The sequence below is a fragment of the Pseudophaeobacter sp. 1A16562 genome (assembly GCF_041008785.1).
Taxonomy (GTDB): domain Bacteria; phylum Pseudomonadota; class Alphaproteobacteria; order Rhodobacterales; family Rhodobacteraceae; genus Phycobacter; species Phycobacter gallaeciensis_A.
The window spans coordinates 41419-64597 of record NZ_JAXGFT010000001.1 but is presented as its reverse complement, the minus strand read 5'-3'; the positions used below and the strand labels follow the sequence as shown (position 1 = coordinate 64597).

Below are 23179 nucleotides of genomic sequence, written 5' to 3'. Positions count from 1 at the left end.
ACCTGAAACTCCCCTTTTCCGGCGCTAGGCGCCGTGTTGGTGGCCGTATTGGTTTAAGGGGATCATAAACGACCAAAAAGGCGGGTCCAGCGTGAATCATCAGATCGTCAAATTGTTGCCGGGGCTGCACTTTGTGGCCACGCCCATCGGCACCGCGCGCGACATCACCCTCAAGGCGCTGGATGTGCTGGCGTCGGCTGATGTGATCGCCGCCGAGGACACCCGGTCGCTGCGCAAGCTGATGGAAATTCATGGTGTGCCGCTGAACGGACGCCAGATCATCGCCTACCATGATCACAGCGGCGCAGGCGCCCGGGCAAGGCTGATGCAGGCGATGGAGGCGGGGCAGTCGGTTGCCTATGCGTCTGAGGCAGGCATGCCGCTGATCGCCGATCCGGGCTATGATCTGAGCCGCGCGGCAGCTGAAGCCGGGCATAAGGTTACCGTAGCGCCGGGTGCCTCGGCGGCGCTGGCAGCGCTGACACTGGCGGGCTTGCCGACCGATGCGTTCTTTTTCGCCGGATTCCTGCCCAACGCCAGCGGCGCCCGACGCAAGCGGCTGGAAGAGCTGCGAAACGTGCCCGGAACCCTGATTTTCTACGAATCGCCCAAACGCATCGCTGCCTCGGTGGCGGATATGGCGGCAGTTCTCGGGGACCGGCCTGCCGCCCTTTGCCGCGAGTTGACCAAGAAATTCGAAGAGATCCGGCGCGGCAGCCTGAGTGATCTCGCGGCCGGGCTGGAGGAGAAACCGGTGAAAGGCGAGATTGTCATGCTGGTGGATCGCGCCCATGGCGAAGAGGTGAGCGAAGCCAGCCTTGAGGAAGACCTGCGCGCGGCGCTGAAGGACAATTCGGTAAAGGATGCCGCATCCATCGTGGCGGAAACCCACGAATTGCCGCGCCGCAAGGTCTACCAGCTTGCCCTGCAACTGGCCAAGGACGCAGGCTGAGCGGATGGAGGGGCGGCACCATCAAGGTCAGCGCGCCCATCTGGCCGGAAAGGCTGCCGAAGACGTGGCTGCGCGCGCCTATGAGGCGCGGGGCTACCACGTGGAAGCCCGGCGCTGGCGCGGCCCCGGGGGTGAGATCGACCTGATCCTGCGCAAGGGGGACATGCTGGTCTTTGCCGAGGTCAAGCACAGCGCCACATTTGCATCCGCCGCCGCTCGCATCACGCCCACACAGATGCAGCGGATCCAGGCCAGTGCTGCGCATTTTCTGGAAGGAGAACCACGGGGCCAATTGACCGAGGCGCGGCTTGATGCCGTGTTTGTGAACGGCGAAGGGCAGGTCGAGATCCTCGAAAACGCCTTTGGTCAGGGCTGACAGCGTTCTGCTCTATTGAACCTTTGTGCCCGCTGGGCCATCTATTTGCCGAAACAAAAGGGATGCACTTCATGAAAATCGCCTTCCAGATGGACCCGGTCATGGGCGTCGACATCAATGCCGACAGCAGCTTCCGCCTTGCTGAAGAGGCGCAGGCGCGCGGGCACGAACTGTTTTACTACAGCCCCGATCACCTCGCCTATCAGGAAGGGCGCATCACCGCCCGCGGCTATGACATGACCGTGCAGCGCGTCGCCGGGACCCCGGCGGTGCTGGGCGAAGAGCGCGAGGTGGATCTTGCGGATTTCGACGTGGTCTGGCTGCGGCAGGACCCGCCGTTCGACATGCATTACATCACCTCGACCCATCTGCTGGACCGCCTCAAGGGGCAGACACTGGTGGTGAATGATCCCTTCTGGGTGCGCAACTACCCGGAAAAACTGCTGGTTCTGGATTTCCCCGACCTGACGCCGCCCACGGCGATTGCCCGCGATCTGGACACGATCAAGGCGTTCAAGGCCAAGCATGGCGACATCATCCTGAAGCCGCTTTATGGCAATGGCGGCGCCGGGGTGTTCCGTCTGGATGCCAACGATCGCAACCTGACCTCGCTGCACGAATTGTTCACCGGTTTCAGCCGCGAGCCGCTGATCGTGCAGAAATTCCTGCCCGATGTCAGCAATGGCGACAAACGCGTCATTCTGGTGGACGGCGAACCCGTCGGCGCCATCAACCGCGTGCCCGCCGCCGGTGAAACCCGGTCTAACATGCATGTGGGCGGACGCCCGGAAAAGATCGGCCTGACCGAGCGCGACCGTGAGATCTGCGCTGCCATTGGCCCGCTTCTGAAGGAAAAGGGGCAGATCTTTGTCGGCATCGACGTGATCGGTGATTACCTAACAGAGATCAACGTGACCTCACCCACCGGCATTCAGGAACTGGAACGATTTGATGACGTGAATATCGCCGAGAAAGTCTGGCAGGCGATCGAATCCAAACTGTAAGACACTTCCGGCTGGCGACACTTCAGCCTGCCAGCCGGAACCCCAGCGCCTCAGCCACATGTGGACGCAGGATTTCCGGCTCCCCTTCCAGATCGGCAATCGTGCGCGCCACCCGCAGCACCCGATGATAGCCGCGCGCGGTCAGGGCGAAACGATCGGCGGCGCGCTGCATCATCTCGCGGCTTTCCGTATCCAATACGGCAATGTCTTCCAGCAGCGCCCCTTCGGCATCGGCGTTCTGCTGCGCACCGGGATGGTCTGAAAACCGCCGCTCCTGCCGCGCGCGCGCGGTTTCCACCCTTTGTAGGATTTCGGCGGACCCTTCGGCGGCAGCGGGTAGGGTCAGATCGTCATAAGACACTGGCGGCACGTCGATGCGCAGATCGAAGCGGTCCATCAGCGGACCGGAAATGCGCCCCATGTAATCCTCGGCGCAGAGCGGCGCACGAGAGCACGCGCGGGCTGGATCCGCCAGATGGCCGCATTTGCATGGGTTGGCCGCAGCCACCAGCATGAAGCGGCTCGGGTATTTCACATGGGCATTGGCGCGGGCGACCATGACCTCGCCGGTTTCAAGGGGCTGGCGCAGGGTTTCCAGCACCGGGCGGGCAAATTCGGGCAGCTCGTCCAGAAACAACACGCCATTGTGCGCGAGGCTGATCTCGCCTGGCTGTGCCCGCCGCCCGCCGCCGACGATGGCGGCCATGGATGCGGTGTGATGCGGTTCGCGAAAGGGGCGGCTCCGGTTGATGCCACCATCCTCGATCAAGCCGCACAGGGACTGGATCATCGAGGTCTCCAGCGCCTCAGCCGCCGTCAGGGGCGGCAGGATCGTCGGCAGCCGCGCCGCCAGCATGGATTTGCCGGACCCGGGCGGGCCGACCATCAGGATGTGATGCCGTCCGGCGGCGGCGATTTCCAATGCGCGTTTGGCCCGTTCCTGCCCCTTCACGTCGCGCAGATCGCGCGCGCCGGTGTCGTCATGGACTTCCCCCGCGATGGCCTGCGCCAGGGGCATCTTGCCGGTGAAATGGCGCACCACGTCGATCAGGCTGGCGGCGCCGATTACCCGAGCTGCATCGACCCAGGCGGCCTCTGCCCCCGATGCCTTGGGGCAGATCAGCAACCGGTCCTCGCTGGCCGCGGTCATCGCAGCGGGCAGGGAGCCCACCACAGGGATCAACGTCCCGTCGAGCGACAATTCCCCCAGCGCGATGGTCTCGCTTGCGGCCTCGCTTGGGATTACCTCGATCGCGGCGAGAAGCGCCAGTGCGATGGGCAGGTCGAAATGGCTGCCTTCCTTGGGCAGATCGGCGGGTGACAGGTTCACCGTGATCCGTTTTGACGGCAGCGCAATCGACATGGCGGCAAAGGCCGAGCGCACCCTCTCGCGCGCTTCGCTCACCGCCTTGTCCGGCAGGCCGACGATGGAAAAGGCCGGAAGGCCCGGCGCCACGGCGCATTGCACTTCGACCGGGCGGGCCTCCACCCCCTGAAAGGCGACTGTGTAGGCCCGTGAAATCATGCTGCGCTATCCCTCTGAAGATACCAGAGAAAATCATAGCGAACGGTGGACCGGAGTCGCCCTTAAAGCACGTTATGCGTGTATTTTTGTCGTTGGCTTTGCGGGCAGACGACGCGGCGCGTCAGTCAAGGCTCCAGGGGCGGTGCTCCAGTTCCATCACATAAGGCTCGGGGTCGAAAGTCACCTCACGCGCCTGTTCCTGCCAGCGCAGCACCGCCGGATCGGACAGGAGCGCGCGGCAATAGGCGCGGGTTTCAGCTGACACCGGCAGGTCATATCCGATGATGCGGGCCGCAACCGGCGTGTAGAACACATCGGCGAGGCAGTAGTCGCCAAAAAGCCAGCCCTCCGCAGCGCCAGACACCCGGCGGGCATGCGCAAACAGGGTCTCGATCCGGGCAAGATCCTCTTGCACCGCTTCGGAGGGGGTAAATCCCTGCCAGATATGGCTCAGTTGCATGGGGCAATCACCGCGCAGTGCAGAAAACCCGCAGGCCATTTCGGCCACCAGCCAGCGCGCAGTCGCCCGCGCAGTCGGATCGCTGGGCCACAGGCCTGCATCCGGGTGCCGTTCGGCCAGGGTTTCCCCCATAGCCAAGCTTTCGCCGATCACCGTGCCTTCGGGCGTGCGAAGTGTGGGTACCAGCCGGGCAGGCGCCAGATCTGCCAGATCCGCCGCCATGGTTCCGGAATAAAGCCCCACCATATGCACCACATGGGGGAGCGAGAATTTTTCAAGCATGAGCCAGCCGCGCAAGGACCAGCTGGAATACATGCGGTCGCCGATAAAAAGATCATATGTCATGGGAAGCAGGCTAGCGCAGCTTCACGGGGTGCCAAATCGCTGATTTGTGCGCGGTGCCATCACGGAAGGTGATTGATCTTTCCGGTGCGCCAACCATCGGTCCCTTCCCCAGGAAGGTGGTGGATTTCGGTGACCGACAGGTTGTCGATCCGGTGCGAAAAAGCCTCTTCTGCGGTCAGCCGTTCGGCGCGCTGGATCTGGGTCAGGATCTGGCCGAAATGGCCGACCACGATCAGATTGCGGCCTCGGTGGGCTTCGATCAGATCGTCGATGGCCCGGTCCACGCGGACGCAGACCTCATTCCAGCTTTCTCCGCCGGGGGGCCGCACATCGCCGGGGGTGTCCCAATAGGCGCGGATGCGTTCGGGATCTTCGGCGTCGATGTCTTTCCAGGTGCGCAGCTCCCATTCCCCGAAATGGATTTCTCTGAGGTCGGGCAGGTGGGGCAGGCGCGCACGGTCGCCTTGGATGGCGCTGGCGGTATCTGCTGCGCGGGACAGGTCCGATGACACAACCAAGGCATCTTCGGGCAGGGCAGCGGACAGGCGGTGCAGCGCGGCGCTGTCGGACAGATCCGCCGGAAGATCCGACCAGCCGACCATGGATTTGGCGTGGGTCGGGCCGTGGCGGACAAGGAAGAGGCGGGTCATGGAAGGCTTCCTTTCAGCACCAGCGGCAGGCCTGCGGTGACCTGCACCACCGTCTGCGCGCGGGCGGCGATTGCGATGTTGAGCCGCCCCTGCGCCTCGCGGAACCTCCGGGCCAACGCGTTCTCGGGCACGATGCCAAGTCCGGTTTCGTTCGACACGATCACGATTTCTGCGCGGCAGTCATCAATCGCCTGCAAAAGGGTCTCGGTTTCGGCCTCTAGATCATGGTCCGCCAGCAGTTGATTGGTCAGCCACATGGTGGCGCAATCGATCAGGCAGATCTGTCCTTCCCCAAGGGCGCCAAGGGCCTTTGCGGCATCGAATGGTTCTTCATGTGTGGTCCAGTCCGCGCCGCGCTGGGCCAGGTGTTTTGCAACTTTTTCGCGCATTTCATCATCAAATATCTGTGAAGTTGCCCAGTAAGCTTTTGGCTTGCCTGAGGAAAAGCATAGACTTTCAGCAAAGGCAGACTTTCCCGATGCGGCCCCGCCAAGAATGAATGTGACAGCTGCGGACACGTCTTCTACCCTGAGTTCGGTGATGGTTGCAGGAGTTTGGGTATCTGCTGATCCGGCCTGAAACAAGCCTGAACCTGCCATGTCCAATGACGCCCCGCAGATGCGGACCGGGATCTGCAGCAGGGACACGACCAAGGGCGGACAGATTCCAAGGTGGGGAGCAAAGCGGCGCCCCCGATGGCCTGAAACGGCCTGATGCACCGGGGTAAGGCGCTGAAAACCGGGCCTGATTGGAGAAAAAATACAGCCAAAGTGATCCGATCCCGGCGCCACTGCGTAACATTAGTAATCAGTTTGGAGGGGAGTATCATGGCACTTGACACGACCAGTGAAAACCCGCTGCCAAAGCAGGCCATGAAGGCCGAGCTTCTGGACGCTGAAACGGAGCTGCGCCTAGCCTATGCCTGGCGCGATGACCGTGACGAAGAAGCACTGCACCGGCTGATCCACGCCTATATGCGGCTGGCGATCTCGATGGCCGCGAAATTCAAACGCTACGGCGCGCCGATGAATGATCTCATCCAAGAGGCCGGTGTCGGGCTGATGAAGGCGGCAGACAAATTCGACCCCGACCGGGGGGTGCGGTTTTCCACCTACGCGGTCTGGTGGATCAAGGCGTCGATCCAGGACTATGTGATGCGCAATTGGTCGATGGTGCGCACCGGCTCCACCTCCTCGCAAAAGTCCCTGTTTTTCAACATGCGCCGGGTGCAGGCCCAGCTTGAGCGCGAGGCGCGCGCGGCTGGCGTCAAACTCGACAAGCATCAGCTGAACCAGCAGATCGCCACGGAAATCGGCGTGCCATTGCGCGATGTGGAGATGATGGACGGGCGGCTGTCCGGCTCTGACTTCTCGCTCAACGCCGTGCAATCTTCCGAGGACGAGGGCCGCGAATGGATCGAGGCGCTGGAGGATGACAGCGCGCAGGCCGCTGAACTGGTGGAAGAGCGGCACGACCGGCGCCAGCTGCGGGCCTGGCTGGTCGAGGCGCTGCAGGCCCTGAACGAGCGGGAGCGGTTCATCATCACCGAACGCAAACTGCGGGAAGAGGCGCGCACGCTGGAAAGCCTTGGTAACGAGCTGAACCTGTCCAAGGAACGCGTGCGCCAGCTGGAGGCCGCGGCGTTTCAGAAGATGCGGAAAACGCTTGAAGGGTGCTCCCGGGAGGTGCACAACTTCCTCTCATGACAAAGTCGATTCTTTTTATCAGAAAAGCGGGTGCCGCATTTACGGCAGCCGCTTTCTTTATGTTTGCGGCAAACTCCGCCGCCGTGGCCGAGCCTGCCGTCCTTCCCTCGGCCAAGGCTGCGGCCGAAGTCCTGCAGGAAGCCGATGTGGCCATTCTGGGTGAGGTGCATGACAACGCGGCCCACCACCAGAAGCAGGCCGAAATCCTGCGGCATCTGGCGCCGCGCGCCGTGGTTTGGGAAATGATCACGGAGGCGCAGGCAGAGAGGCTGAGCGAGCCAATGATGAGCGACGCGGAAGCGACTGCCGACGCGCTCGATTGGGAGGCCTCGGGCTGGCCTGAGTTTACGCTCTACGCGCCAGTCTTTGCAGCCGCCGCGCCCGCGCGGCAGTACGGCGCGCTGGTACCGCGCTCGGTCGCGCGTCAGGCGCTGGATCAGGGGATCGCGGCCTATTTTGGCACCCGGGCCGCAGATTTCGGGCTGGATCAGCCCCTGCCAGAGGCGGAGCAGACGGAACGCGAGGTGGATCAGATGGCCAATCACTGCAATGCGATGCCTGCCGAAATGCTGCCGGTGCTGGTTGATTTCCAGCGGCTGCGTGATGCGGCACTTGCTGCAGCGGTGGATCAGGCGCTGGAAGAGACTGGCGGGCCGGTGGCGGTGATCACCGGCAATGGTCATGCACGGCTGGATCGGGGTCTTGCGGTCTACCTGTCAAAGGCGCGGCCCGAGGTGCGGATCCAGAGCCTTGGCCAAAGCGAGGGCGGCGCGATATCCGGGGATTTCGATCTGCTGCTGGATAGCGCGGCGGCAGAGCGCCCGGACCCCTGTCTTGCCTTCGGCAAGGGTTGAGGGGAAAACCGTTTCACACTTTGGCCCGGGCCAAGTAAAGTCGGCGCTGACGCAGAACTCCAAGGTGGCGCAGGGGCGGATAATATGCTGGCAGGCAAACATATTCTACTGATCATCGGTGGCGGCATCGCGGCCTATAAGGCGCTGGAACTGATCCGCCGCCTGCAGGATCAGGGCGCCAGCGTGGCGCCGGTCCTGACCAAGGCCGGGGAAGAGTTCGTGACCCCGCTGTCGGTCTCGGCCCTCGCTGGGGCGCCGGTGCACAGGGATCTGTTTGACCTCACAGCCGAGGCGGAAATGGGCCATATCCAACTGTCGCGCAGTGCGGATCTGGTTGTTGTGGCGCCTGCCACCGCGGATCTGATGGCGAAGATGGCGCAGGGGCTGGCCAATGATCTGGCCTCGACCCTGCTCTTGGCCACCGACACGCCGGTTCTGGTGGCGCCCGCCATGAACGTGCGCATGTGGGAACACGCCGCCACGCAACGCAATATCGCCACGCTGAAAGCAGACGGCATCCGCTTTGTCGGCCCAAACGCGGGCGGCATGGCTTGCGGCGAATTCGGTCCGGGTCGGATGGCCGAGCCGGATGAAATCGTCGCTGCCGCTGCCGCCGAGTTCCGTGATGGACCTCTCAGCGGCAAACGCATCGTCGTGACCTCCGGCCCGACACATGAGCCCATTGATCCGGTGCGCTATATCGCCAATCGCTCCTCCGGGGCGCAGGGCACAGCGGTGGCCCGTGCTCTGCGCGATCTGGGAGCGGAAGTGGTGTTCGTCACGGGCCCGGCAACGGTCCGGCCCCCCGAGGGGGTAGAGGTCGTTCCCGTCGAAAGCGCGCTGGAAATGCAGGCGGCGGTAGAGGCAGCCTTGCCCGCCGATGCAGCTGTATTCGCCGCTGCGGTGGCCGATTGGCGGGTGGCCAGCGCCTCGGACCGGAAGCTGAAGAAATCCAAGGACGGCCTGCCGACGCTGGAATTCGCCGAAAACCCCGACATCCTGAAAACGGTTTCGCATATGACTGATCACCGACCGGGACTGGTGGTGGGGTTCGCTGCAGAGACCAACGACGTGGTGGACAACGCCACCGCCAAACGGCTGCGCAAGGGGTGCGACTGGATCGTGGCCAATGACGTCTCACCCGCCACCGGTATCATGGGTGGCAGCGAAAACGCGGTGATCCTGATCACGGACACCGGTGCCGAGGAATGGCCGCGCATGGCGAAGCAGGAGGTTGCCGGGAAACTGGCCAACCGCATCGCTGCTGCCCTCGATAGCTAAGCCCGTCCCATCCAGCCACTGACACAGCACATCAAACCGCAGGTTCCGATATGGTGACAATCCGTATACGCCGTGATGCAGAGGCGGATCACGATCTGCCGCTGCCCTCGTATGAAACGCCGGGCGCCGCAGGCGCGGATCTGCGGGCCGACCTGACAGGGCGCGGCAGCATCCTGCTGGCGCCGGGAGAGCGAGCACTGGTGCCAACCGGGCTGCGGGTGGAAATCCCGGGGGGATACGAGATCCAAATTCGGCCCCGCTCCGGCCTGGCGCTGAAACACGGGATCACCCTGCCGAACACGCCGGGTACCATCGACAGCGATTATCGCGGACCGCTGGGCGTCATCGTGCTGAACGCGGGGCAGGAACCGTTCGAGATCCGCCACGGGGAGCGGATTGCGCAGATGGTGATCGCGCCGGTTTTGCAGGCGGTCTTCGTCGAGGTGCAGGAGCTGAGCGAGACAGAGCGCGGCAGCGGTGGTTTTGGCTCCACGGGGAGAGGCTAATGATACTGGTTCTGGGCCTTGCAGGGCTGATCTGGTGGGGCGGGCGCCTGATGGGGCTGCCGCGCGCGATGCGGGGGAGCCTGCTGGCGCTGCTGTTTGCGGCCGTCGTGATCCTGCAACTGACCCTGCCGAATGGCCATGGTTTGCGGGTCGCCACCGGTGGCTCAGCCTCCTCCTGGCTGATCCTTGGCGGGATCGTGCTGCTGATCGGTGTCTACAGCAGGGGCGTGTCCCGCCTGCGCGCCCGGGCGGAGGCTAATGAAGAAGCCGAAGATGGCGGGGAAGCACCCACGGCCGAGGCGAAAACGGCGGCCAAACCGGGCCGGTTTTCCGAGACAGAGCTGAACCGCTATGCGCGGCATATCGTGCTGCGGGAACTGGGCGGTCCGGGGCAGAAGAAGCTGAAGAACGCCAAGGTGCTGGTGATCGGGGCCGGGGGACTTGGCGCCCCGGCGCTGCAATATCTGGCGGCGGCGGGCGTTGGCACCATTGGTGTGATCGACGACGATGTGGTGGAAAACGCCAACCTGCAGCGGCAGGTTATTCACCGCGATCAGGACATCGGCCTGCCCAAGGTATTCTCGGCGCAAAAGGCGATGGAGGCGCAGAACCCCTTTGTCACCGTGCGCCCCTATCACCGCCGTCTGACGGATGAGATCGCCGCCGACCTGTTTGCGGAATATGACATCATTCTGGATGGGACCGATAATTTCGAAAGTCGCTATCTGTCGAACCGCACCGCCGTGGCGCTGAGCAAGCCGTTGATTTCCGGCGCCCTGTCGCAATGGGAGGGACAACTGTCTGTCTTTCATCCCAAGGCAGGCGGCCCCTGCTATCAGTGTATCTTCCCGGAGGCCCCGGCAGCGGGGCTGGCGCCCAGCTGCTCTGAGGCTGGTGTTATCGGTCCCTTGCCCGGCGTCGTCGGCGCGATGATGGCGGTGGAGACGATCAAGCAGATCACCGGAGCGGGCGAAGTGCTGCGTGGCGCCATGCTGATCTACGATGCCCTTTACAGCGAAACCCGCCGCATCGGGCTGAAACAGCGGGTCGACTGCCCGATCTGCGGCGCCGGGGGCGATGGGAATGGGTCTGACGACAGCGGTGGCAAAGCTGACTCTGGCAACGAATAAGCGTCAAACGCCACGCATAGAGCGAAGTCCCCACGTGCCCGAAGCGCTATATATTTCCCTGTTGTGCGGTGCCCTGATGGGCGGTGAGCCGGAACAGGTGCATCAATTCGACTACCCCGAAGGCCGGGCCTCGATCCGGGTCGATTGCGAGAACAGCAATCGGGTGGTGGAGTTTGGCCTCGACAAGCGCAGCAGCCTTGACAGTCTGCAACAGGCGTTGTTCGCGGCAGAAATCGCCGGCAAGGAGGCCGTCGTGGTGCTGATCGACACCGATGGGGTCATGGGCCGGTTCGAGTGGCGCATTGCCCGAGCCGCGAATATTGCAGGCGTTCCGATCCGCATCATTGCCGCCGATCTGGTCGAGGATCTAAGGCCGGGCGGCTAGTATTTGCGGAAAATCCGCGTGCGTCTCTGGACGCTGCCGGGGCGCGAGCATAGCTTCTGGGCAAAGGAGGCCTTGCCTATGACCAACCCCCTGTTGTCCCACTGGGATACCCCGTTTGAAATCGCGCCCTTCGACCAGATTTCCGACGAAGATTTCGCGCCCGCGCTGGATCAGGCCCTTGCGGCCCATAACGCCCAGATCGATGCCATCGCATCCAACCCCGATGCGCCGACCTTTGACAATGTGATCGGCGCGCTGGAAACGCCCTGCCTTGAGCTGGAGCAGGTCCTGTCGGTGTTCTACACGGTGGCAGGCGCCGACAGTAATCCCAAGCGGCAGGAGTTGCAGCGCGAATTTTCCCCGAAACTGGCGGCGCATTCTTCGGCCATTACCGCGAACAAGGCGCTTTATGCACGGATCAAGGCGGTCTGGGATCAGCGCGATGAGCTGGACCTGACCGAGGAACAGCAGCGCGTGTTGATGCTGACCCACCGCAGTTTCGTGCGCGGTGGTGCAGCACTGGAAGGGGCGGAGGATGCCCGGATGCAGGAGATCAAGGGACGGCTTGCCACCCTTGGCACTGAATTTACTCAGAACCTGCTAGCGGATGAGAGCAACTGGTTCATGGAGCTCTCTGAAGAGGATCTGGAAGGCCTGCCGGACTTCGCCATCGCGGCTGCCCGGGCTGCGGGCAAGGAAAAGGGCGTGGACGGGCCTGTCGTAACGACCTCGCGCTCCATCATCACGCCGTTCCTGCAATTCTCTCCGCGCCGGGATCTGCGGGAAAAGGCGTTCCAAGCCTGGGCGGCGCGCGGAGCCAATGGCGGCAAGACGGACAACCGGGAGATTGCGGCAGAGATCCTTGCCCTGCGCGAGGAACGAGCCAAGCTCTTGGGATATGAGAATTTCGCGGCTTACAAGCTGGAAACTGAAATGGCCAAGACGCCCGAAGCCGTGCGGGGCCTGCTGATGGATGTCTGGGGCCCGGCCAAGGCGCGGGCGGATGCGGATGCGGTCATCCTGACCGAGATGATGCAGGCCGATGGTATCAACGGTGATCTGGAGCCTTGGGACTGGCGCTATTACTCGGAAAAGCGCCGCAAGATCGAACATGACCTCGATGAGGCCGAGCTGAAGCCCTATCTGCAGATCGACAAGATGATCGAGGCGGCCTTCTCCTGTGCGAACCGCCTGTTCGGGCTGGAGTTCGCGCCGCTTGATATCCCGCTTTACCATCCCGATTGCCGCGCCTGGGAGGTCACGCGCAACGGTGAGCATATGGCGGTCTTCATCGGCGACTATTTTGCCCGTGGATCAAAACGCTCGGGCGCCTGGTGTTCGGCCATGCGCGGTCAGGCGAAGTTTCCGGAAAAACAGGCGCCTGTCGTGATCAACGTCTGCAACTTTGCCAAGGGCGATCCGGCGCTGTTGTCCTATGATGATGCGCGCACACTGTTCCACGAGTTCGGCCATGCACTGCACCAGATGCTGTCGGATGTGACCTATGAAAGCATCTCGGGCACCTCGGTGGCGCGCGATTTCGTGGAGCTTCCTTCGCAGCTCTATGAACACTGGCTGGAAGTGCCCGAGGTGCTGAGCGAGTTTGCTACCCATGCCGAGACTGGCGAGCCGATGCCCAAGGAAATGCTGGACAAGGTTCTGGGCGCTGCGACCTATGACATGGGCTTTCAGACGGTGGAATACGTTGCCTCGGCGCTTGTCGATCTGGCCTTCCACGATGGCGCCGCCCCGGCAGATCCGATGGCGCGTCAGGCCGAGGTTCTGGCCGAAATCGGCATGCCCCATGCCATCACCATGCGCCACGCGACGCCGCATTTCGCGCATGTCTTCTCCGGCGATGGCTACAGTTCGGGTTACTACAGCTACATGTGGTCCGAAGTGATGGATGCCGATGCCTTTGCCGCCTTTGAAGAGGCAGGCGGGGCCTTTGAGCCCGAACGCGCCAAGGCGCTGGAGGAGCATATCCTGTCCACTGGCGGTTCCAAGGATCCGGCAGAGCTGTATACCGCCTTCCGCGGGCGTCTGCCCGGGGTGGAGGCGCTGCTGAAGGGGCGGGGGTTGGCCGCAGAATAAGCCGCTGAACAAAAAACTGGCGCCGGGAAGAGCAATCTTCCCGGCGCCATTCGTTTCGGGGTTAGAAAATGGTCCAGTCAGTAACCCAGAGACCGGTCTACCAGATGCAGGAACGGCTCACCCGCCTCGCCGCGGCGGATGTTTTCCGCGATCACCTGGGATGCCGTGCTGGCCCGGGTTTCCGCCGCGATATGGGGCGTGACGGTGACATTGGGATGCGCCCAATAAGGATCGTCCGCAGGCAGCGGTTCCACCCGGAACACATCCAGCGTGGCATGGCCCACCTGACCGCTATCCAGCGCTTCCAACAGGGCGGCGTCGTCGATCAGTGGCCCCCGGCCCGGATTGATGATCCGCGCGCCCTTGGGCAGCATCGCCAGAGTATCGGCATTCAGGATGTTGTTGGTCGCGGGTGTATCCGGCAGCAACAGGATCACGATTTCCGCCTCTGACAGCGCCTGTTTCAGCCCGTCGTCTCCATGCAGGCAGTTGATCCCGTCGATTTCCTTGGCCGAGCGCGACCAGCCGGTGACCGGAAAGCCGATACGGGCCAGGCTCTGCGCGCAGGCGCTGCCCAATGCGCCAAGGCCCAGCACCGTGACCGGGCGTTCAAAGGCCAGCGGCGGCACCACCGGCTCCCACCGGTCCTGCATGGCGATGGAGCGGTCAATGTCCAGATGATAGCGCAGCACGTGGCCGCTGACCCATTCCACCATGCCCGCCGTCAGCCCCGGATCCACCATCCGGCACAGCGGCATGGTCAGGGTCTGGTTGCCGACGATCTTTTCCACCCCGGCCCAAAGGTTCAGCACCGCCTTGCAGCGGGTGTAGGGGGTAAAATCCTGCAGGTCGGAATTGGGCGCATAGACCACGTAATCCACCTGATCGGCGGGATGATCCTGCCGCATATCGACCGTCAGCCCGGCCTCGTCAAAGGCGCGTTTCAGCGGCTCGCGGTAGGTGTCCCAGCGGGCGGGCAGGGCGGCGAACTGAACGTTGATCATGTGGCAAATACTCCTGCCATGTCCCGGAAGCCCTTGATTTCGATCGGGTTGCCTGCGGGATCGTGAAAAAACATCGTGCTTTGCTCACCCGGTTCTCCGGCAAAGCGGGTGGTGGGGGGAATGGTGAAGTCGATCCCCTCGGCCTCCAGCCGGTCGGCAAGAGCGCGCCATTCTTCTTGTGGCAGGATCACACCCAGATGCGGCATCGGCACCATGTGCTCACCCACCTTGCCTGTATTGGCGGTGGCAAAGACCGGCCCGAGATGCAGCGAAATCTGATGGCCGAAGAAATTGAAATCGACCCAGGTGTCGGTGCTACGCCCCTCGTTGCAGCCCAGAACACCGCCATAAAAGGCGCGGGCTGCCTCCAGATCGTCAACATGATAGGCAAGGTGAAATATGCTCATTTTCCGCAGTTCCTGTTGTTGGTTGGGCCGCCCGTTCTAGCGCGGGCGGTGGACGTTTGCGCTTTGCACCAGACCAAAGGCGGCGAGCAGCACCAGCATGGCCGAGCCCCCGTAAGAGACCAGCGGCAAGGGCACGCCGACGACCGGCGCAAGCCCCATCACCATCGACATGTTCACGGCAAAGAACAGGAAGAAGGTGATGGCGATGCCAAGCGTCACCAGTGACGAGAACCGGTCTCGCGCCGCAAGCGCGGTGGCGACGCAGAAGACAATGATCAGCACGTAGATGCTGAGCAGGGTAAAGCCGCCAATGAAACCGAATTCCTCTGCCAGGGTGGTAAAGATGAAATCGGTGTGTTTTTCCGGCAGGAAGTTCAATCGGGACTGGGTGCCCTGCATGAAACCGCGCCCTGACCAGCCGCCCGAGCCAAGGGCGATCTTGGACTGGGTGATGTGATAGCCGGCGCCGAGCGGATCCTGAGAGGGATCAAGAAAGGTATCGATGCGGCGGAACTGGTAATCCTTGATCAGCTGCCAGTCGGTGCCGCGGCTGTAGAACACCGCCGTGACCAGGCCAACGGCGCCAGCAATCACCGTCGCGAAATAGGCCCAGTGCACTCCTGCGAGAAACATGACCCCGCCCCCGGCGGCCATCAGCAGGATCGAGGTTCCCAGATCCGGCTGCCGCAGCACCAAAAATGTGGGGAACAGGATCATGATCACCGGCACCAGCACCCAGAACAGGCGCGAGGTCTTTTCCGTTGGCAGCCAGTCGTAATAGGCAGCCAAGAGCATAACGAGGGTGATCTTCATCAGTTCAGAGGGTTGCAGCCGCATGAAACCAATGTCGATCCAGCGCTGCGCACCCATGCCGACGGTGCCGAAGAACTCCACCGCCAGCAGCAGCACGATGGACATCAGATAGGCAAGGACGGAAATGTTGCGCCAGAACCAGATTGGCACCATGGCCACCATGATCATGACCGCCATGCCAAGGGCAAAGCGTTTTGCCTGCGGCTCTGCCCAGGGCGAGAACGACCCACCTGCCACGGAATAGAGCATCAGGAATCCCACCCCGGCGACCGAGGCCAGCAGCAAGGTCAGCGGCCAGTTCAGATACAGGATCTTGCGCAGGCCCGAGGGGACGGATTTGGCGCGGCTTTCAAGATAACTCATGCCCGGTCGCTGCCTCCGGTTTCTTCCCGTTTCAGACGTTCGCGTTCCAGCCGCTCCTGCTGCGCCTTGATGCGGCTGCGATCGCCTTTGGGGTAGGCGGACAGGGGCGGCGTTCCATCAAACAGCGCCTGCAACATGACATCGCGGGCAATGGGTGCGGCGGCGCGTGACCCGCCACCCCCGTGTTCGACCACGACAGCAACCGCAAAGCGGGGTTTGTCATAAGGCGCAAAGCAGACATAGAGCGCGTGGTCGCGCCGCTCCCAGGGCAGATCCTCGTTGCGGATCACCCCGGCGGCGCGTTCGGCCGCGGTGATATTGCGCACCTGGCTGGTGCCGCTTTTGCCGGCCATGCGGATGTCTTCGGCGATGATGCGTGAGCGGTAGCCAGTGCCGCGCCGGTCGTTACTGACCGAGAACATGCCTCGGCGCACGGTCCGCAGGTTGTTTTCATTGAGCCCCAAAGGCTCGCCGCCGCCGCTAGGCTGTTCGATCCCGTCGATGGATTTCAGCAGGCGCGGGGTGATACTGCGCCCCGAGGCGATCCGCGCGGTCATCACTGCCAGTTGCATTGGCGAGGCCAGCATATAGCCCTGCCCGATAGAGGCGTTTGCAGTGTCGCCGATCAGCCAGTCCTGCCCGTGCACCCGCTGCTTCCACTCGCGGTTCGGGGCCAGGCCGCTGGCCACGGCCGACATCGGCAGATCGTGACGGACACCCAGCCCCAGCTGGTTGGCCATGGCAGAAATTTTGTCGATCCCCACCTTCAGCGCCAGATCGTAGTAATAGACGTCGCAGGATTGTTTCAGCGAGGTGTTGAGATCCACATGCCCATGGCCCGCGCGTTTCCAGCAGTGGAACCTGCGGCCGGAGACCTCCAGATACCCGGGGCACCAGACGGTTTCCTCGGGGCCGATCAACCCTTCCTCCAGTGCAGCCAGCGCTGTCACCATCTTGAAGGTCGAACCTGGCGGGTAGGTGCCCTGCACCGCCTTGTTCGCCAGCGGACGGTAGGGGTCGCCGGTCAGCAGGCTATAGTCGGCGACCGAGATGCCACGCACAAAGAGATTGGGATCAAAGCTGGGCGAGGAGGCGATGGCGCGGGTGTCCCCATGTTCGCAATCGATGATCACCGCAGCGGCACTTTCGTTGCCAAGGCGCGCCTGCACATAGCTTTGCAACTCGGCATCGACGGTCAGTTGCATGTCGGCGCCGGCCTCACCTTCGCGCCGGTCCAGCTCGCGCATGACGCGGCCGGTAGCATTCACCTCGACGCGCTTGGCGCCGGCCTTGCCGCGCAGGGCGTCCTCACGCTTGGCCTCAAACCCAACCTTGCCGATCTGGAAACGAGGAATGCGCAGGATCGGTTCCGGCGATTCCATCTTGCTGAGGTCATAATCCGAGACCGGCCCGACATAGCCGACCACATGGGCAAAGGCGCCGCGTTGCGGATAGATCCGCGTCAGGCCGACCTCGGGGGTAATGCCGGGCAGGGCAGGGGCGTTGACCGCTACTTTCGAGATGTCCTCCCAGCCGATCTGATCGGCCAGCGTTACCGGCAGGAAGGGCGGAGAGCGGCGCATTTCGGCCATGGCGCGCTCGATATCTTCAGGGTCGATTTCGATCAGCCGCGACAGTTTGGCGATCACCTCGCCCACATCGCCGGCGTCCTCGGGGACAATGGTGATGCGATAGGAGGGCGAGTTCTGCGCCAGGGTGATGCCGTTGCGGTCGAAGATCTCACCGCGTGCTGGCGGTAGCAGGCGGATATTGATCCGGTTTTCCTCGGCCAGCAGCCGGAACTGATCGGCCTGATCTACCTGCAGATAGCGCATGCGGGCCGCCAACCCGCCCGCAAACCCCAGTTGCAAACCGCCCAGAAGCAGCGCCCGACGGGTCAGCTTGCGGTGGCTGAATTCCAGCTCTTTCGGATTGCGTTTCATCAGCGGCTTCCCAGGGCTTCGGCTTCGGCAGGTGACAGTTTGCGCACACCCAAAAGGCTTTGACTGAAGATCACGACAAGCGGATAGGCAGCAATCGTCAGCAGGGCTTGAATCAGCGTGAGGCCCAAGGGTGCCTGCGCCACGGCCAGAATAGCAAGAATGGCTCGGTTGAGCACCACGATACCTGCGATCACAAAGGCGACGGCGAGCCATTCCGCGGCAAAGGCGGTTTCCCGGTGCGGCGGGATTCGCGACTTCAGGAATTCGCAGCCCAGTACCACCAGCAGCGCAAAAAGGCCGGGCGGGCGCTGGAACATCATGTCGGCGACCAGCATGGTTGCCCCCAGCAGCAGAACAGGCACGAAATCCGGCCGCCGCAGTGACCAGGCCATGGCAAGCGCCAGCAGCAGGTCTGGCGGCGCCCAACGGCGCGGCAGAGTGTCCAGCGGCAGCAGGTGAAAGAAGATCAGCACCAGTGCCAGAGCCGGAAAGGCCATCCGCATCATCCAGATCCGCGCGGGCGAGGTGCTAGCCATTGCTCTCCCCTTCGGACGCGGACAGGGCCTCGGGCGCCAGATTTTGCGGCCGCGGGAGAGGCACAGTGGCATCCGGCGCCGGGACAACCAGTCCGCCGGGCTCCTTGATCACCTCAGAGCCCTGATGGCGCAGCACCCGCAGGAATTCCAGCCGTTCGTAGTCGGCAGACAGGCGCACCCGCTTACGGCCGGTGCGGTCCTCGGTCACCTGACCGATCAGCAGCCCGGGCGGAAAGACGGAGCCATCGCCAGAGGTGATGACCCGGTCGCCGGGGCGGATCAGATCGGGGTTTTCAAGGAAATCCAGCACTGGCGCAGCGCTGTTGTCACCGGTCACTAGAACGGTCTGCCCCGAAGGCTGGATGGTGGCGGGCACCGCGCTGGCGGCATCAGTCAGCAGAATGACCCGCGCGGTATCCTGTCCGGTGCCGGAAATACGTCCCACCAGACCGATCCCGTCCATGGCGGCCCAGCCATCCTGTATCCCGTCCCGGGCGCCGATGTTGAGGATCACAGACTGGCGAAAGGGCGATCCGCTGTCGGCCATCACCACACCGGTGATATAGGTCAGCTTGGGATCGAGGCGCACGTTGTTGAGATCCAGCAGGCGGGCGTTTTCCTGTTCCAGCTGCAGCGCAGCTTCTTTCCAGGCGCGCATTTGGCGCAGCTCGGAGCGCAACTCTTGGTTCTGTTCGGAAAGGCGCTGATAGCTTTGGAAGTCCCGGAACAGGTTGACCGTCGCGGTGACCGGCACCATAGCCCAGTCCATATTCGGCACAACGGTATCCACTAGCTGCGCGCGGAAGCGTTCGACCCTTGGGCTATCGATCCGCCAGACCAGAAAAATGGCGGCAAGGCACAGGCACACCAGCCCGATCAGCAAACGGCGCAGCGGGGCGGAATAATCTTCGCGCTGTGACCGGTCTTTGGCCAAGGGACTCCTTTCGGGTGTGGATCACCCCGGCAGGCGCGGGGCAGGGCGCCTCAGCTGTCGTAGTCGATGGCGTGGCGCAGCTGTTTTTCGAATTCCAGTGCCTTGCCGGTGCCAAGGGCCACGCAGTTCAGGCTTTCGTCGGCGATGGAAACCGCAAGGCCGGTCTGCTCGCGCAGGGCCAGATCCAGATCGCCCAGCAGCGCGCCGCCGCCGGTCAACATGACGCCACGGTCGACGATATCGGCGGCCAGATCCGGCGGGGTGGTTTCCAGCGCGGTCATCACGGAATCGCAGATCTGTTGCACCGGTTCGGCCAGCGCCTCGGCGACCTGCGCCTGGCTGATCTCAATTTCCTTGGGCACGCCGTTCAACAGGTCACGGCCGCGGATCTGCATCGACTGGCCTCGGCCATCGTCGGGCATGCGGGCGGTGCCGATGGAGGTCTTGATACGCTCGGCGGTGGCTTCACCGATCAAAAGGTTCTGCTGGCGGCGCAGGTAGGAGATGATTGCCTCGTCCATGCGGTCGCCGCCGACGCGGACCGAGCGTGCGTATACGATATCCCCAAGGGACAGAACCGCCACCTCGGTGGTACCGCCGCCGATGTCCACGACCATGTTGCCGGTGGGGTCGGTGATAGGCATGCCCGCGCCGATGGCGGCGGCGATGGGCTCTGCGATCAGCCCGGCGCGGCGGGCACCTGCGGAGAGCACCGACTGACGGATCGCGCGTTTTTCAACCGGGGTCGCGCCATGGGGTACGCAGACGATGATCTTGGGCTTGGAGAAGGTCGAGCGTTTGTGCACCTTGCGGATGAAATGCTTGATCATTTCCTCGGCGGTGTCGAAGTCCGCAATCACGCCTTCGCGCATCGGGCGGATCGCCTCGATCGAGCCGGGGGTACGGCCCAGCATCAGCTTGGCGTCCTCGCCCACGGCCAGAACTTTCTTGACGCCGTCCTTGACGTGATAGGCAACAACCGACGGCTCGGACAGGATCACGCCGCGGCCTTTGACATAGACCAGAGTGTTCGCAGTGCCGAGATCGATGGCCATGTCCGAAGTGAACAGACCGCCTAGATTTCCAAAGAGCGCCATAAATGAGGGATCCTGTAAGTTCTGCCGTTCGTGCCCGCGACTCTGCTGCCAACGCGCATTGTAGATCTTATAAGCAGCGCAGCGCTGCCGCGAAAGGGCCGATTACCTCCAACTAGCGCCTTTCCGCCTGTGAAACATGGGGGTTGGCCACGCCTTGGGCATGTTGAACACTGTGGTTCGGGTGGTTCTTGGACGATGCTGGGCAGGGCGTTTTGCGGCGCAGCATCGGCGAAAGGATCTTTCTATGGCGCGCCAACCGGGGTAGGGGCTGTGTCATGCTGTCCTATCAACATATCTACCACGCCGGAAATCTGGCGGATGTCCAGAAACACGCGCTTCTGGCCTGGATGCTGGCCTATCTGACCCGCAAGGACAAACCGCTCAGCTATATCGAAACCCATGCCGGGCGGGGCGTCTATGAGTTGCAGGCCCCCGAGGCGCTGAAGACGGGGGAGGCGGCCGCGGGGATTTCCCGGGTGCTGGAAAACCACGGACTGGCGGCGGATCATCCGCTGAGCCGCGCCATTGATGCCTGCCGCGAGCGGTTTGGCGCGACCAGCTATCCCGGATCGCCGCTGGTGGCGGCGGCCTTGCTGCGCGAGATAGACAGCCTGCATTTTGCCGAATTGCACCCGCAGGAATACGCTGCCCTGCGGCAGGCGCTGAGGCCCTGGCATGCCAAGGTGCATCAGCAGGATGGGTTCGAGCTGGCCCTGTCGCTGGCACCGCCGACGCCGCGCCGAGGGCTCATGCTGATCGACCCGTCTTATGAGGTGAAATCCGATTACGCACGTATCCCCGGCATCATCGGCAAGCTGCACCGGAAATGGAACGTCGGCATCATCGCGCTATGGTATCCGATCCTGACAGATGGGGCGCATCAAAAGATGCTGAGCGCGCTAGAGACGCAGGCGCTGCCGGGCGCCTTGCGCCACGAGGTGCGCTTTCCGCCGGTGCGCGCCGGGCACCGGATGGTTGGATCGGGTATGTTCGTAGTGAATGCGCCCTTTGGCGCCGAAGAGGAAGCCGCGCGTATTTCTGCCCTGTTCGAGAGGCTCAATCAGGGCTGAGGCGAAGACCTGTAGAGGTGGGGGGATCTCCCGCCCCCTTGGCCGCCCATCAGAGATGGGCGACAAGGCGTTGGGCCTGGCGCCGCGCCTGTGGCACGGCGCCGAATCTTTCAGACGCTCAGGTCGCGTCCTTGTAGGAGATTTCGCGGGTATCGGCGCCTTCGCCGACCTTGCCGCGGCGCACGATCAGCCGGTTCAGCGCGTTGATATAGGCCTTGGCCGAGGCAACCACAGTATCTGTGTTGGCCGACTGGCCGGTGGCGATATTGCCGTCTTCCTCCAGCCGGACGGAAACCGTTGCCTGTGCATCAGTGCCTTCGGTCACGGCGTGAACCTGATAAAGCTGCAGGTGCGCCGAGTTCGGATAAAGCTCGCGCACCGCCTTGAAGGCGGCATCCACCGGGCCATCGCCCTGTGCCGTGGCGCTCAGATCCTTGCCGTCGATCTCCATTTCCAGCGTCGCTTCGGCCGGGCCGCCGGTGCCGCAGATCACTTTCATCGACACCAGTTGCAGATGATCGTTCTCGGCATCTTCGCCAGAACGCATGAGCGCGATGATGTCGTCGTCAAAGACTTCCTTCTTGCGGTCGGCAAGCTCCTTGAAGCGGACAAAGATATCCTTGAGCTGGTTGTCGCCGACCTCATAGCCGAGGTTATTCAGCTTGTCGCGCAGCGCCGCGCGGCCTGAGTGCTTACCAAGCGGCAGCGAGGTTCCTGAAAGACCTACGTCCTCGGGGCGCATGATCTCGAAGGTTTCTTTGTTCTTCAGCATCCCGTCCTGGTGGATGCCGCTTTCGTGGGCAAAGGCGTTCTTGCCGACGATGGCCTTGTTGAACTGCACCGGGAAGCCAGAGACGGTGGAGACCCGGCGGGAGATATGCATGATCTTGGTGGTGTCGATCTGCGTGTGCCAGGGCATGATGTCATTGCGCACCTTCAGCGCCATCACCACCTCTTCGAGCGCGGTGTTGCCGGCTCGCTCGCCCAGACCGTTGATGGTGCATTCGATCTGACGCGCGCCGCCCTCGACGGCGGCCAGAGCGTTGGCCGTGGCAAGACCCAGGTCGTTGTGGCAGTGGGTGGCAAAGATCACCTCGTCCGCGCCCGGTACGGTTTCGATCAGGCGGCGGATCAGATCAGCCGATTCCAGCGGCGCGGTATAGCCGACGGTATCGGGGATGTTGATGGTGGTGGCGCCGGCCTTGATGGCGATCTCGATCACCCGGCAGAGATAATCCCATTCGGTGCGTGTCGCATCCATGGGCGACCATTGCACGTCATCGACGAGATTGCGCGCATGAGTCACCGTGTCGTGAATCCGCTCGGCCATCTCATCCATGGTGAGATTCGGAATGGCGCGGTGCAGGGGCGAAGTCCCGATAAAGGTGTGAATGCGGGGTTTCGCAGCCTTGCGCACGGCCTCGGCGCAGCGGTCAATATCCTTGAAATTGGCGCGCGCCAGACCGCAGATCACCGCGTTCTTGGAGCGTTCGGCGATCTCGCTCACCGCTTTGAAATCGCCTTCGGAGGCGATGGGGAAACCGGCCTCGATGATGTCGACGCCCATCTCGTCCAGAAGGCCCGCGATTTCCAGCTTTTCATCGTGGGTCATGGTGGCGCCGGGGCTCTGCTCGCCGTCGCGCAAAGTGGTGTCGAAGATCAATACGCGATCTTTTTCAAGTGCAGTCGTCATGTCGGTAGCTTTCTTAAAACTCTGTCCTGGATCCATTCTCGTGGCGCGCAA

23 protein-coding genes are annotated in these 23179 nt (G+C 63.0%); 11 read left to right on the top strand and 12 right to left on the bottom strand.

Annotated elements, in window-relative coordinates; all coding sequences use genetic code 11:
- Nucleotides 1–91 precede the first annotated feature (91 nt).
- The 3 genes from rsmI (at nt 92) to gshB (ending at nt 2332) form a co-directional block, all read left to right on the top strand.
- A complete protein-coding gene (rsmI, locus tag SM764_RS00285; protein ID WP_274827786.1) occupies nt 92–952 on the top strand; it encodes a 16S rRNA (cytidine(1402)-2'-O)-methyltransferase in 861 nt (286 codons plus the stop codon).
- 4 nt (nt 953–956) lie between these two features.
- Nucleotides 957–1328 carry a YraN family protein gene (locus SM764_RS00280; protein WP_369000726.1) on the top strand — a complete coding sequence of 124 codons (372 nt, stop codon included), beginning with the start codon at nt 957–959 and terminating at the stop codon, nt 1326–1328.
- A 71-nt stretch (nt 1329–1399) separates the two neighbouring features.
- On the top strand, nt 1400–2332 hold the full coding sequence (gshB, locus tag SM764_RS00275) for a glutathione synthase (protein WP_274827788.1): 933 nt from the start codon (nt 1400–1402) through the stop codon (nt 2330–2332).
- A gap of 22 nt (nt 2333–2354) precedes the next feature.
- Here the strand turns inward: gshB and SM764_RS00270 are convergent, their stop codons facing one another.
- From SM764_RS00270 to cobU, 4 genes are all read right to left on the bottom strand, one after another.
- A complete protein-coding gene (locus SM764_RS00270) occupies nt 2355–3857 on the bottom strand; it encodes a YifB family Mg chelatase-like AAA ATPase (RefSeq protein ID WP_369000725.1) in 1503 nt (500 codons plus the stop codon).
- Between the two features lie 121 nt (nt 3858–3978).
- Nucleotides 3979–4662, bottom strand: a complete 684-nt coding sequence (locus SM764_RS00265; RefSeq protein ID WP_369000724.1) for a glutathione S-transferase — start codon at nt 4660–4662, stop codon at nt 3979–3981.
- A gap of 59 nt (nt 4663–4721) precedes the next feature.
- The gene (locus SM764_RS00260; RefSeq protein ID WP_369000723.1) at nt 4722–5312 is read right to left on the bottom strand and encodes a histidine phosphatase family protein; all 591 of its coding nucleotides are present in this window, start codon (nt 5310–5312) and stop codon (nt 4722–4724) included.
- A complete protein-coding gene (cobU, locus tag SM764_RS00255) occupies nt 5309–5911 on the bottom strand; it encodes a bifunctional adenosylcobinamide kinase/adenosylcobinamide-phosphate guanylyltransferase (protein ID WP_369000722.1) in 603 nt (200 codons plus the stop codon). The genes SM764_RS00260 and cobU overlap by 4 nt, the downstream gene beginning before the upstream one ends.
- 228 nt (nt 5912–6139) lie before the next feature.
- Here cobU and SM764_RS00250 point away from each other — a divergent pair, with 228 nt between their 5' ends.
- From SM764_RS00250 to SM764_RS00220, 7 genes are all read left to right on the top strand, one after another.
- Entirely contained in the window at nt 6140–7018 is an 879-nt protein-coding gene (locus SM764_RS00250) for an RNA polymerase factor sigma-32 (protein ID WP_065272752.1), read from the top strand.
- A gap of 59 nt (nt 7019–7077) precedes the next feature.
- Complete coding sequence (locus SM764_RS00245; protein WP_369000721.1) at nt 7078–7872, top strand: ChaN family lipoprotein; 795 nt, start codon at nt 7078–7080, stop codon at nt 7870–7872.
- An 84-nt stretch (nt 7873–7956) separates the two neighbouring features.
- Nucleotides 7957–9153 (top strand): bifunctional phosphopantothenoylcysteine decarboxylase/phosphopantothenate--cysteine ligase CoaBC, encoded by a 1197-nt coding sequence (gene coaBC / locus SM764_RS00240; protein WP_369000720.1) that lies wholly within the window; start codon nt 7957–7959, stop codon nt 9151–9153.
- Nucleotides 9154–9203: 50 nt separating this feature from the next.
- The gene (dut, locus tag SM764_RS00235) at nt 9204–9659 is read left to right on the top strand and encodes a dUTP diphosphatase (protein WP_369000719.1); all 456 of its coding nucleotides are present in this window, start codon (nt 9204–9206) and stop codon (nt 9657–9659) included.
- Nucleotides 9659–10789: a HesA/MoeB/ThiF family protein gene (locus SM764_RS00230; protein WP_369000718.1), complete on the top strand. Its 1131-nt coding sequence runs from the start codon at nt 9659–9661 to the stop codon at nt 10787–10789. The genes dut and SM764_RS00230 overlap by 1 nt, the downstream gene beginning before the upstream one ends.
- Before the next feature lie 34 nt (nt 10790–10823).
- A complete protein-coding gene (locus tag SM764_RS00225; RefSeq protein WP_369000717.1) occupies nt 10824–11174 on the top strand; it encodes a hypothetical protein in 351 nt (116 codons plus the stop codon).
- A gap of 78 nt (nt 11175–11252) precedes the next feature.
- Entirely contained in the window at nt 11253–13268 is a 2016-nt protein-coding gene (locus SM764_RS00220; protein ID WP_369000716.1) for a M3 family metallopeptidase, read from the top strand.
- Between the two features lie 77 nt (nt 13269–13345).
- Here SM764_RS00220 and SM764_RS00215 read toward each other — a convergent pair whose 3' ends face one another.
- Genes SM764_RS00215 through SM764_RS00185 form a run of 7 tightly spaced genes read right to left on the bottom strand, consistent with a single transcriptional unit; the run spans nt 13346 to nt 20365 of the window.
- Nucleotides 13346–14272 carry a 2-hydroxyacid dehydrogenase gene (locus SM764_RS00215; RefSeq protein WP_369000715.1) on the bottom strand — a complete coding sequence of 309 codons (927 nt, stop codon included), beginning with the start codon at nt 14270–14272 and terminating at the stop codon, nt 13346–13348.
- Nucleotides 14269–14679 carry a VOC family protein gene (locus SM764_RS00210; protein WP_065272758.1) on the bottom strand — a complete coding sequence of 137 codons (411 nt, stop codon included), beginning with the start codon at nt 14677–14679 and terminating at the stop codon, nt 14269–14271. The genes SM764_RS00215 and SM764_RS00210 overlap by 4 nt, the downstream gene beginning before the upstream one ends.
- A gap of 36 nt (nt 14680–14715) precedes the next feature.
- Nucleotides 14716–15855, bottom strand: coding sequence for a rod shape-determining protein RodA (rodA, locus tag SM764_RS00205; protein ID WP_065272759.1), 1140 nt, complete (start codon nt 15853–15855; stop codon nt 14716–14718).
- Entirely contained in the window at nt 15852–17798 is a 1947-nt protein-coding gene (mrdA, locus tag SM764_RS00200) for a penicillin-binding protein 2 (RefSeq protein ID WP_274827798.1), read from the bottom strand. Before mrdA ends, rodA begins: the two co-directional genes overlap by 4 nt.
- Complete coding sequence (locus tag SM764_RS00195) at nt 17798–18334, bottom strand: rod shape-determining protein MreD (protein ID WP_274827799.1); 537 nt, start codon at nt 18332–18334, stop codon at nt 17798–17800. The genes mrdA and SM764_RS00195 overlap by 1 nt, the downstream gene beginning before the upstream one ends.
- Entirely contained in the window at nt 18327–19268 is a 942-nt protein-coding gene (gene mreC / locus SM764_RS00190) for a rod shape-determining protein MreC (protein WP_274827800.1), read from the bottom strand. Before mreC ends, SM764_RS00195 begins: the two co-directional genes overlap by 8 nt.
- Before the next feature lie 50 nt (nt 19269–19318).
- Entirely contained in the window at nt 19319–20365 is a 1047-nt protein-coding gene (locus tag SM764_RS00185; protein WP_065272763.1) for a rod shape-determining protein, read from the bottom strand.
- Between the two features lie 275 nt (nt 20366–20640).
- Here SM764_RS00185 and SM764_RS00180 point away from each other — a divergent pair, with 275 nt between their 5' ends.
- A complete protein-coding gene (locus SM764_RS00180; protein WP_369000714.1) occupies nt 20641–21435 on the top strand; it encodes a 23S rRNA (adenine(2030)-N(6))-methyltransferase RlmJ in 795 nt (264 codons plus the stop codon).
- Nucleotides 21436–21553: 118 nt separating this feature from the next.
- Here the strand turns inward: SM764_RS00180 and SM764_RS00175 are convergent, their stop codons facing one another.
- A complete protein-coding gene (locus SM764_RS00175) occupies nt 21554–23128 on the bottom strand; it encodes a 2-isopropylmalate synthase (protein WP_065272765.1) in 1575 nt (524 codons plus the stop codon).
- Nucleotides 23129–23179: the final 51 nt, after the last annotated feature.

What these genes read in the sequence shown, in the direction of transcription:
- SM764_RS00280 (WP_369000726.1), top strand. Translation starts at nt 957, where the DNA reads ATGGAGGGGCGGCACCATCAAGGTCAGCGCGCCCATCTGGCCGGAAAG.
- gshB (WP_274827788.1), top strand. Translation starts at nt 1,400, where the DNA reads ATGAAAATCGCCTTCCAGATGGACCCGGTCATGGGCGTCGACATCAAT.
- SM764_RS00270 (WP_369000725.1), bottom strand. Translation starts at nt 3,857, where the DNA reads ATGATTTCACGGGCCTACACAGTCGCCTTTCAGGGGGTGGAGGCCCGC.
- SM764_RS00265 (WP_369000724.1), bottom strand. Translation starts at nt 4,662, where the DNA reads ATGACATATGATCTTTTTATCGGCGACCGCATGTATTCCAGCTGGTCC.
- SM764_RS00260 (WP_369000723.1), bottom strand. Translation starts at nt 5,312, where the DNA reads ATGACCCGCCTCTTCCTTGTCCGCCACGGCCCGACCCACGCCAAATCC.
- cobU (WP_369000722.1), bottom strand. Translation starts at nt 5,911, where the DNA reads ATGGCAGGTTCAGGCTTGTTTCAGGCCGGATCAGCAGATACCCAAACT.
- SM764_RS00250 (WP_065272752.1), top strand. Translation starts at nt 6,140, where the DNA reads ATGGCACTTGACACGACCAGTGAAAACCCGCTGCCAAAGCAGGCCATG.
- SM764_RS00245 (WP_369000721.1), top strand. Translation starts at nt 7,078, where the DNA reads ATGTTTGCGGCAAACTCCGCCGCCGTGGCCGAGCCTGCCGTCCTTCCC.
- coaBC (WP_369000720.1), top strand. Translation starts at nt 7,957, where the DNA reads ATGCTGGCAGGCAAACATATTCTACTGATCATCGGTGGCGGCATCGCG.
- dut (WP_369000719.1), top strand. Translation starts at nt 9,204, where the DNA reads ATGGTGACAATCCGTATACGCCGTGATGCAGAGGCGGATCACGATCTG.
- SM764_RS00230 (WP_369000718.1), top strand. Translation starts at nt 9,659, where the DNA reads ATGATACTGGTTCTGGGCCTTGCAGGGCTGATCTGGTGGGGCGGGCGC.
- SM764_RS00220 (WP_369000716.1), top strand. Translation starts at nt 11,253, where the DNA reads ATGACCAACCCCCTGTTGTCCCACTGGGATACCCCGTTTGAAATCGCG.
- SM764_RS00215 (WP_369000715.1), bottom strand. Translation starts at nt 14,272, where the DNA reads ATGATCAACGTTCAGTTCGCCGCCCTGCCCGCCCGCTGGGACACCTAC.
- SM764_RS00210 (WP_065272758.1), bottom strand. Translation starts at nt 14,679, where the DNA reads ATGAGCATATTTCACCTTGCCTATCATGTTGACGATCTGGAGGCAGCC.
- rodA (WP_065272759.1), bottom strand. Translation starts at nt 15,855, where the DNA reads ATGAGTTATCTTGAAAGCCGCGCCAAATCCGTCCCCTCGGGCCTGCGC.
- mrdA (WP_274827798.1), bottom strand. Translation starts at nt 17,798, where the DNA reads ATGAAACGCAATCCGAAAGAGCTGGAATTCAGCCACCGCAAGCTGACC.
- SM764_RS00195 (WP_274827799.1), bottom strand. Translation starts at nt 18,334, where the DNA reads ATGGCTAGCACCTCGCCCGCGCGGATCTGGATGATGCGGATGGCCTTT.
- SM764_RS00185 (WP_065272763.1), bottom strand. Translation starts at nt 20,365, where the DNA reads ATGGCGCTCTTTGGAAATCTAGGCGGTCTGTTCACTTCGGACATGGCC.
- SM764_RS00180 (WP_369000714.1), top strand. Translation starts at nt 20,641, where the DNA reads ATGCTGTCCTATCAACATATCTACCACGCCGGAAATCTGGCGGATGTC.
- SM764_RS00175 (WP_065272765.1), bottom strand. Translation starts at nt 23,128, where the DNA reads ATGACGACTGCACTTGAAAAAGATCGCGTATTGATCTTCGACACCACT.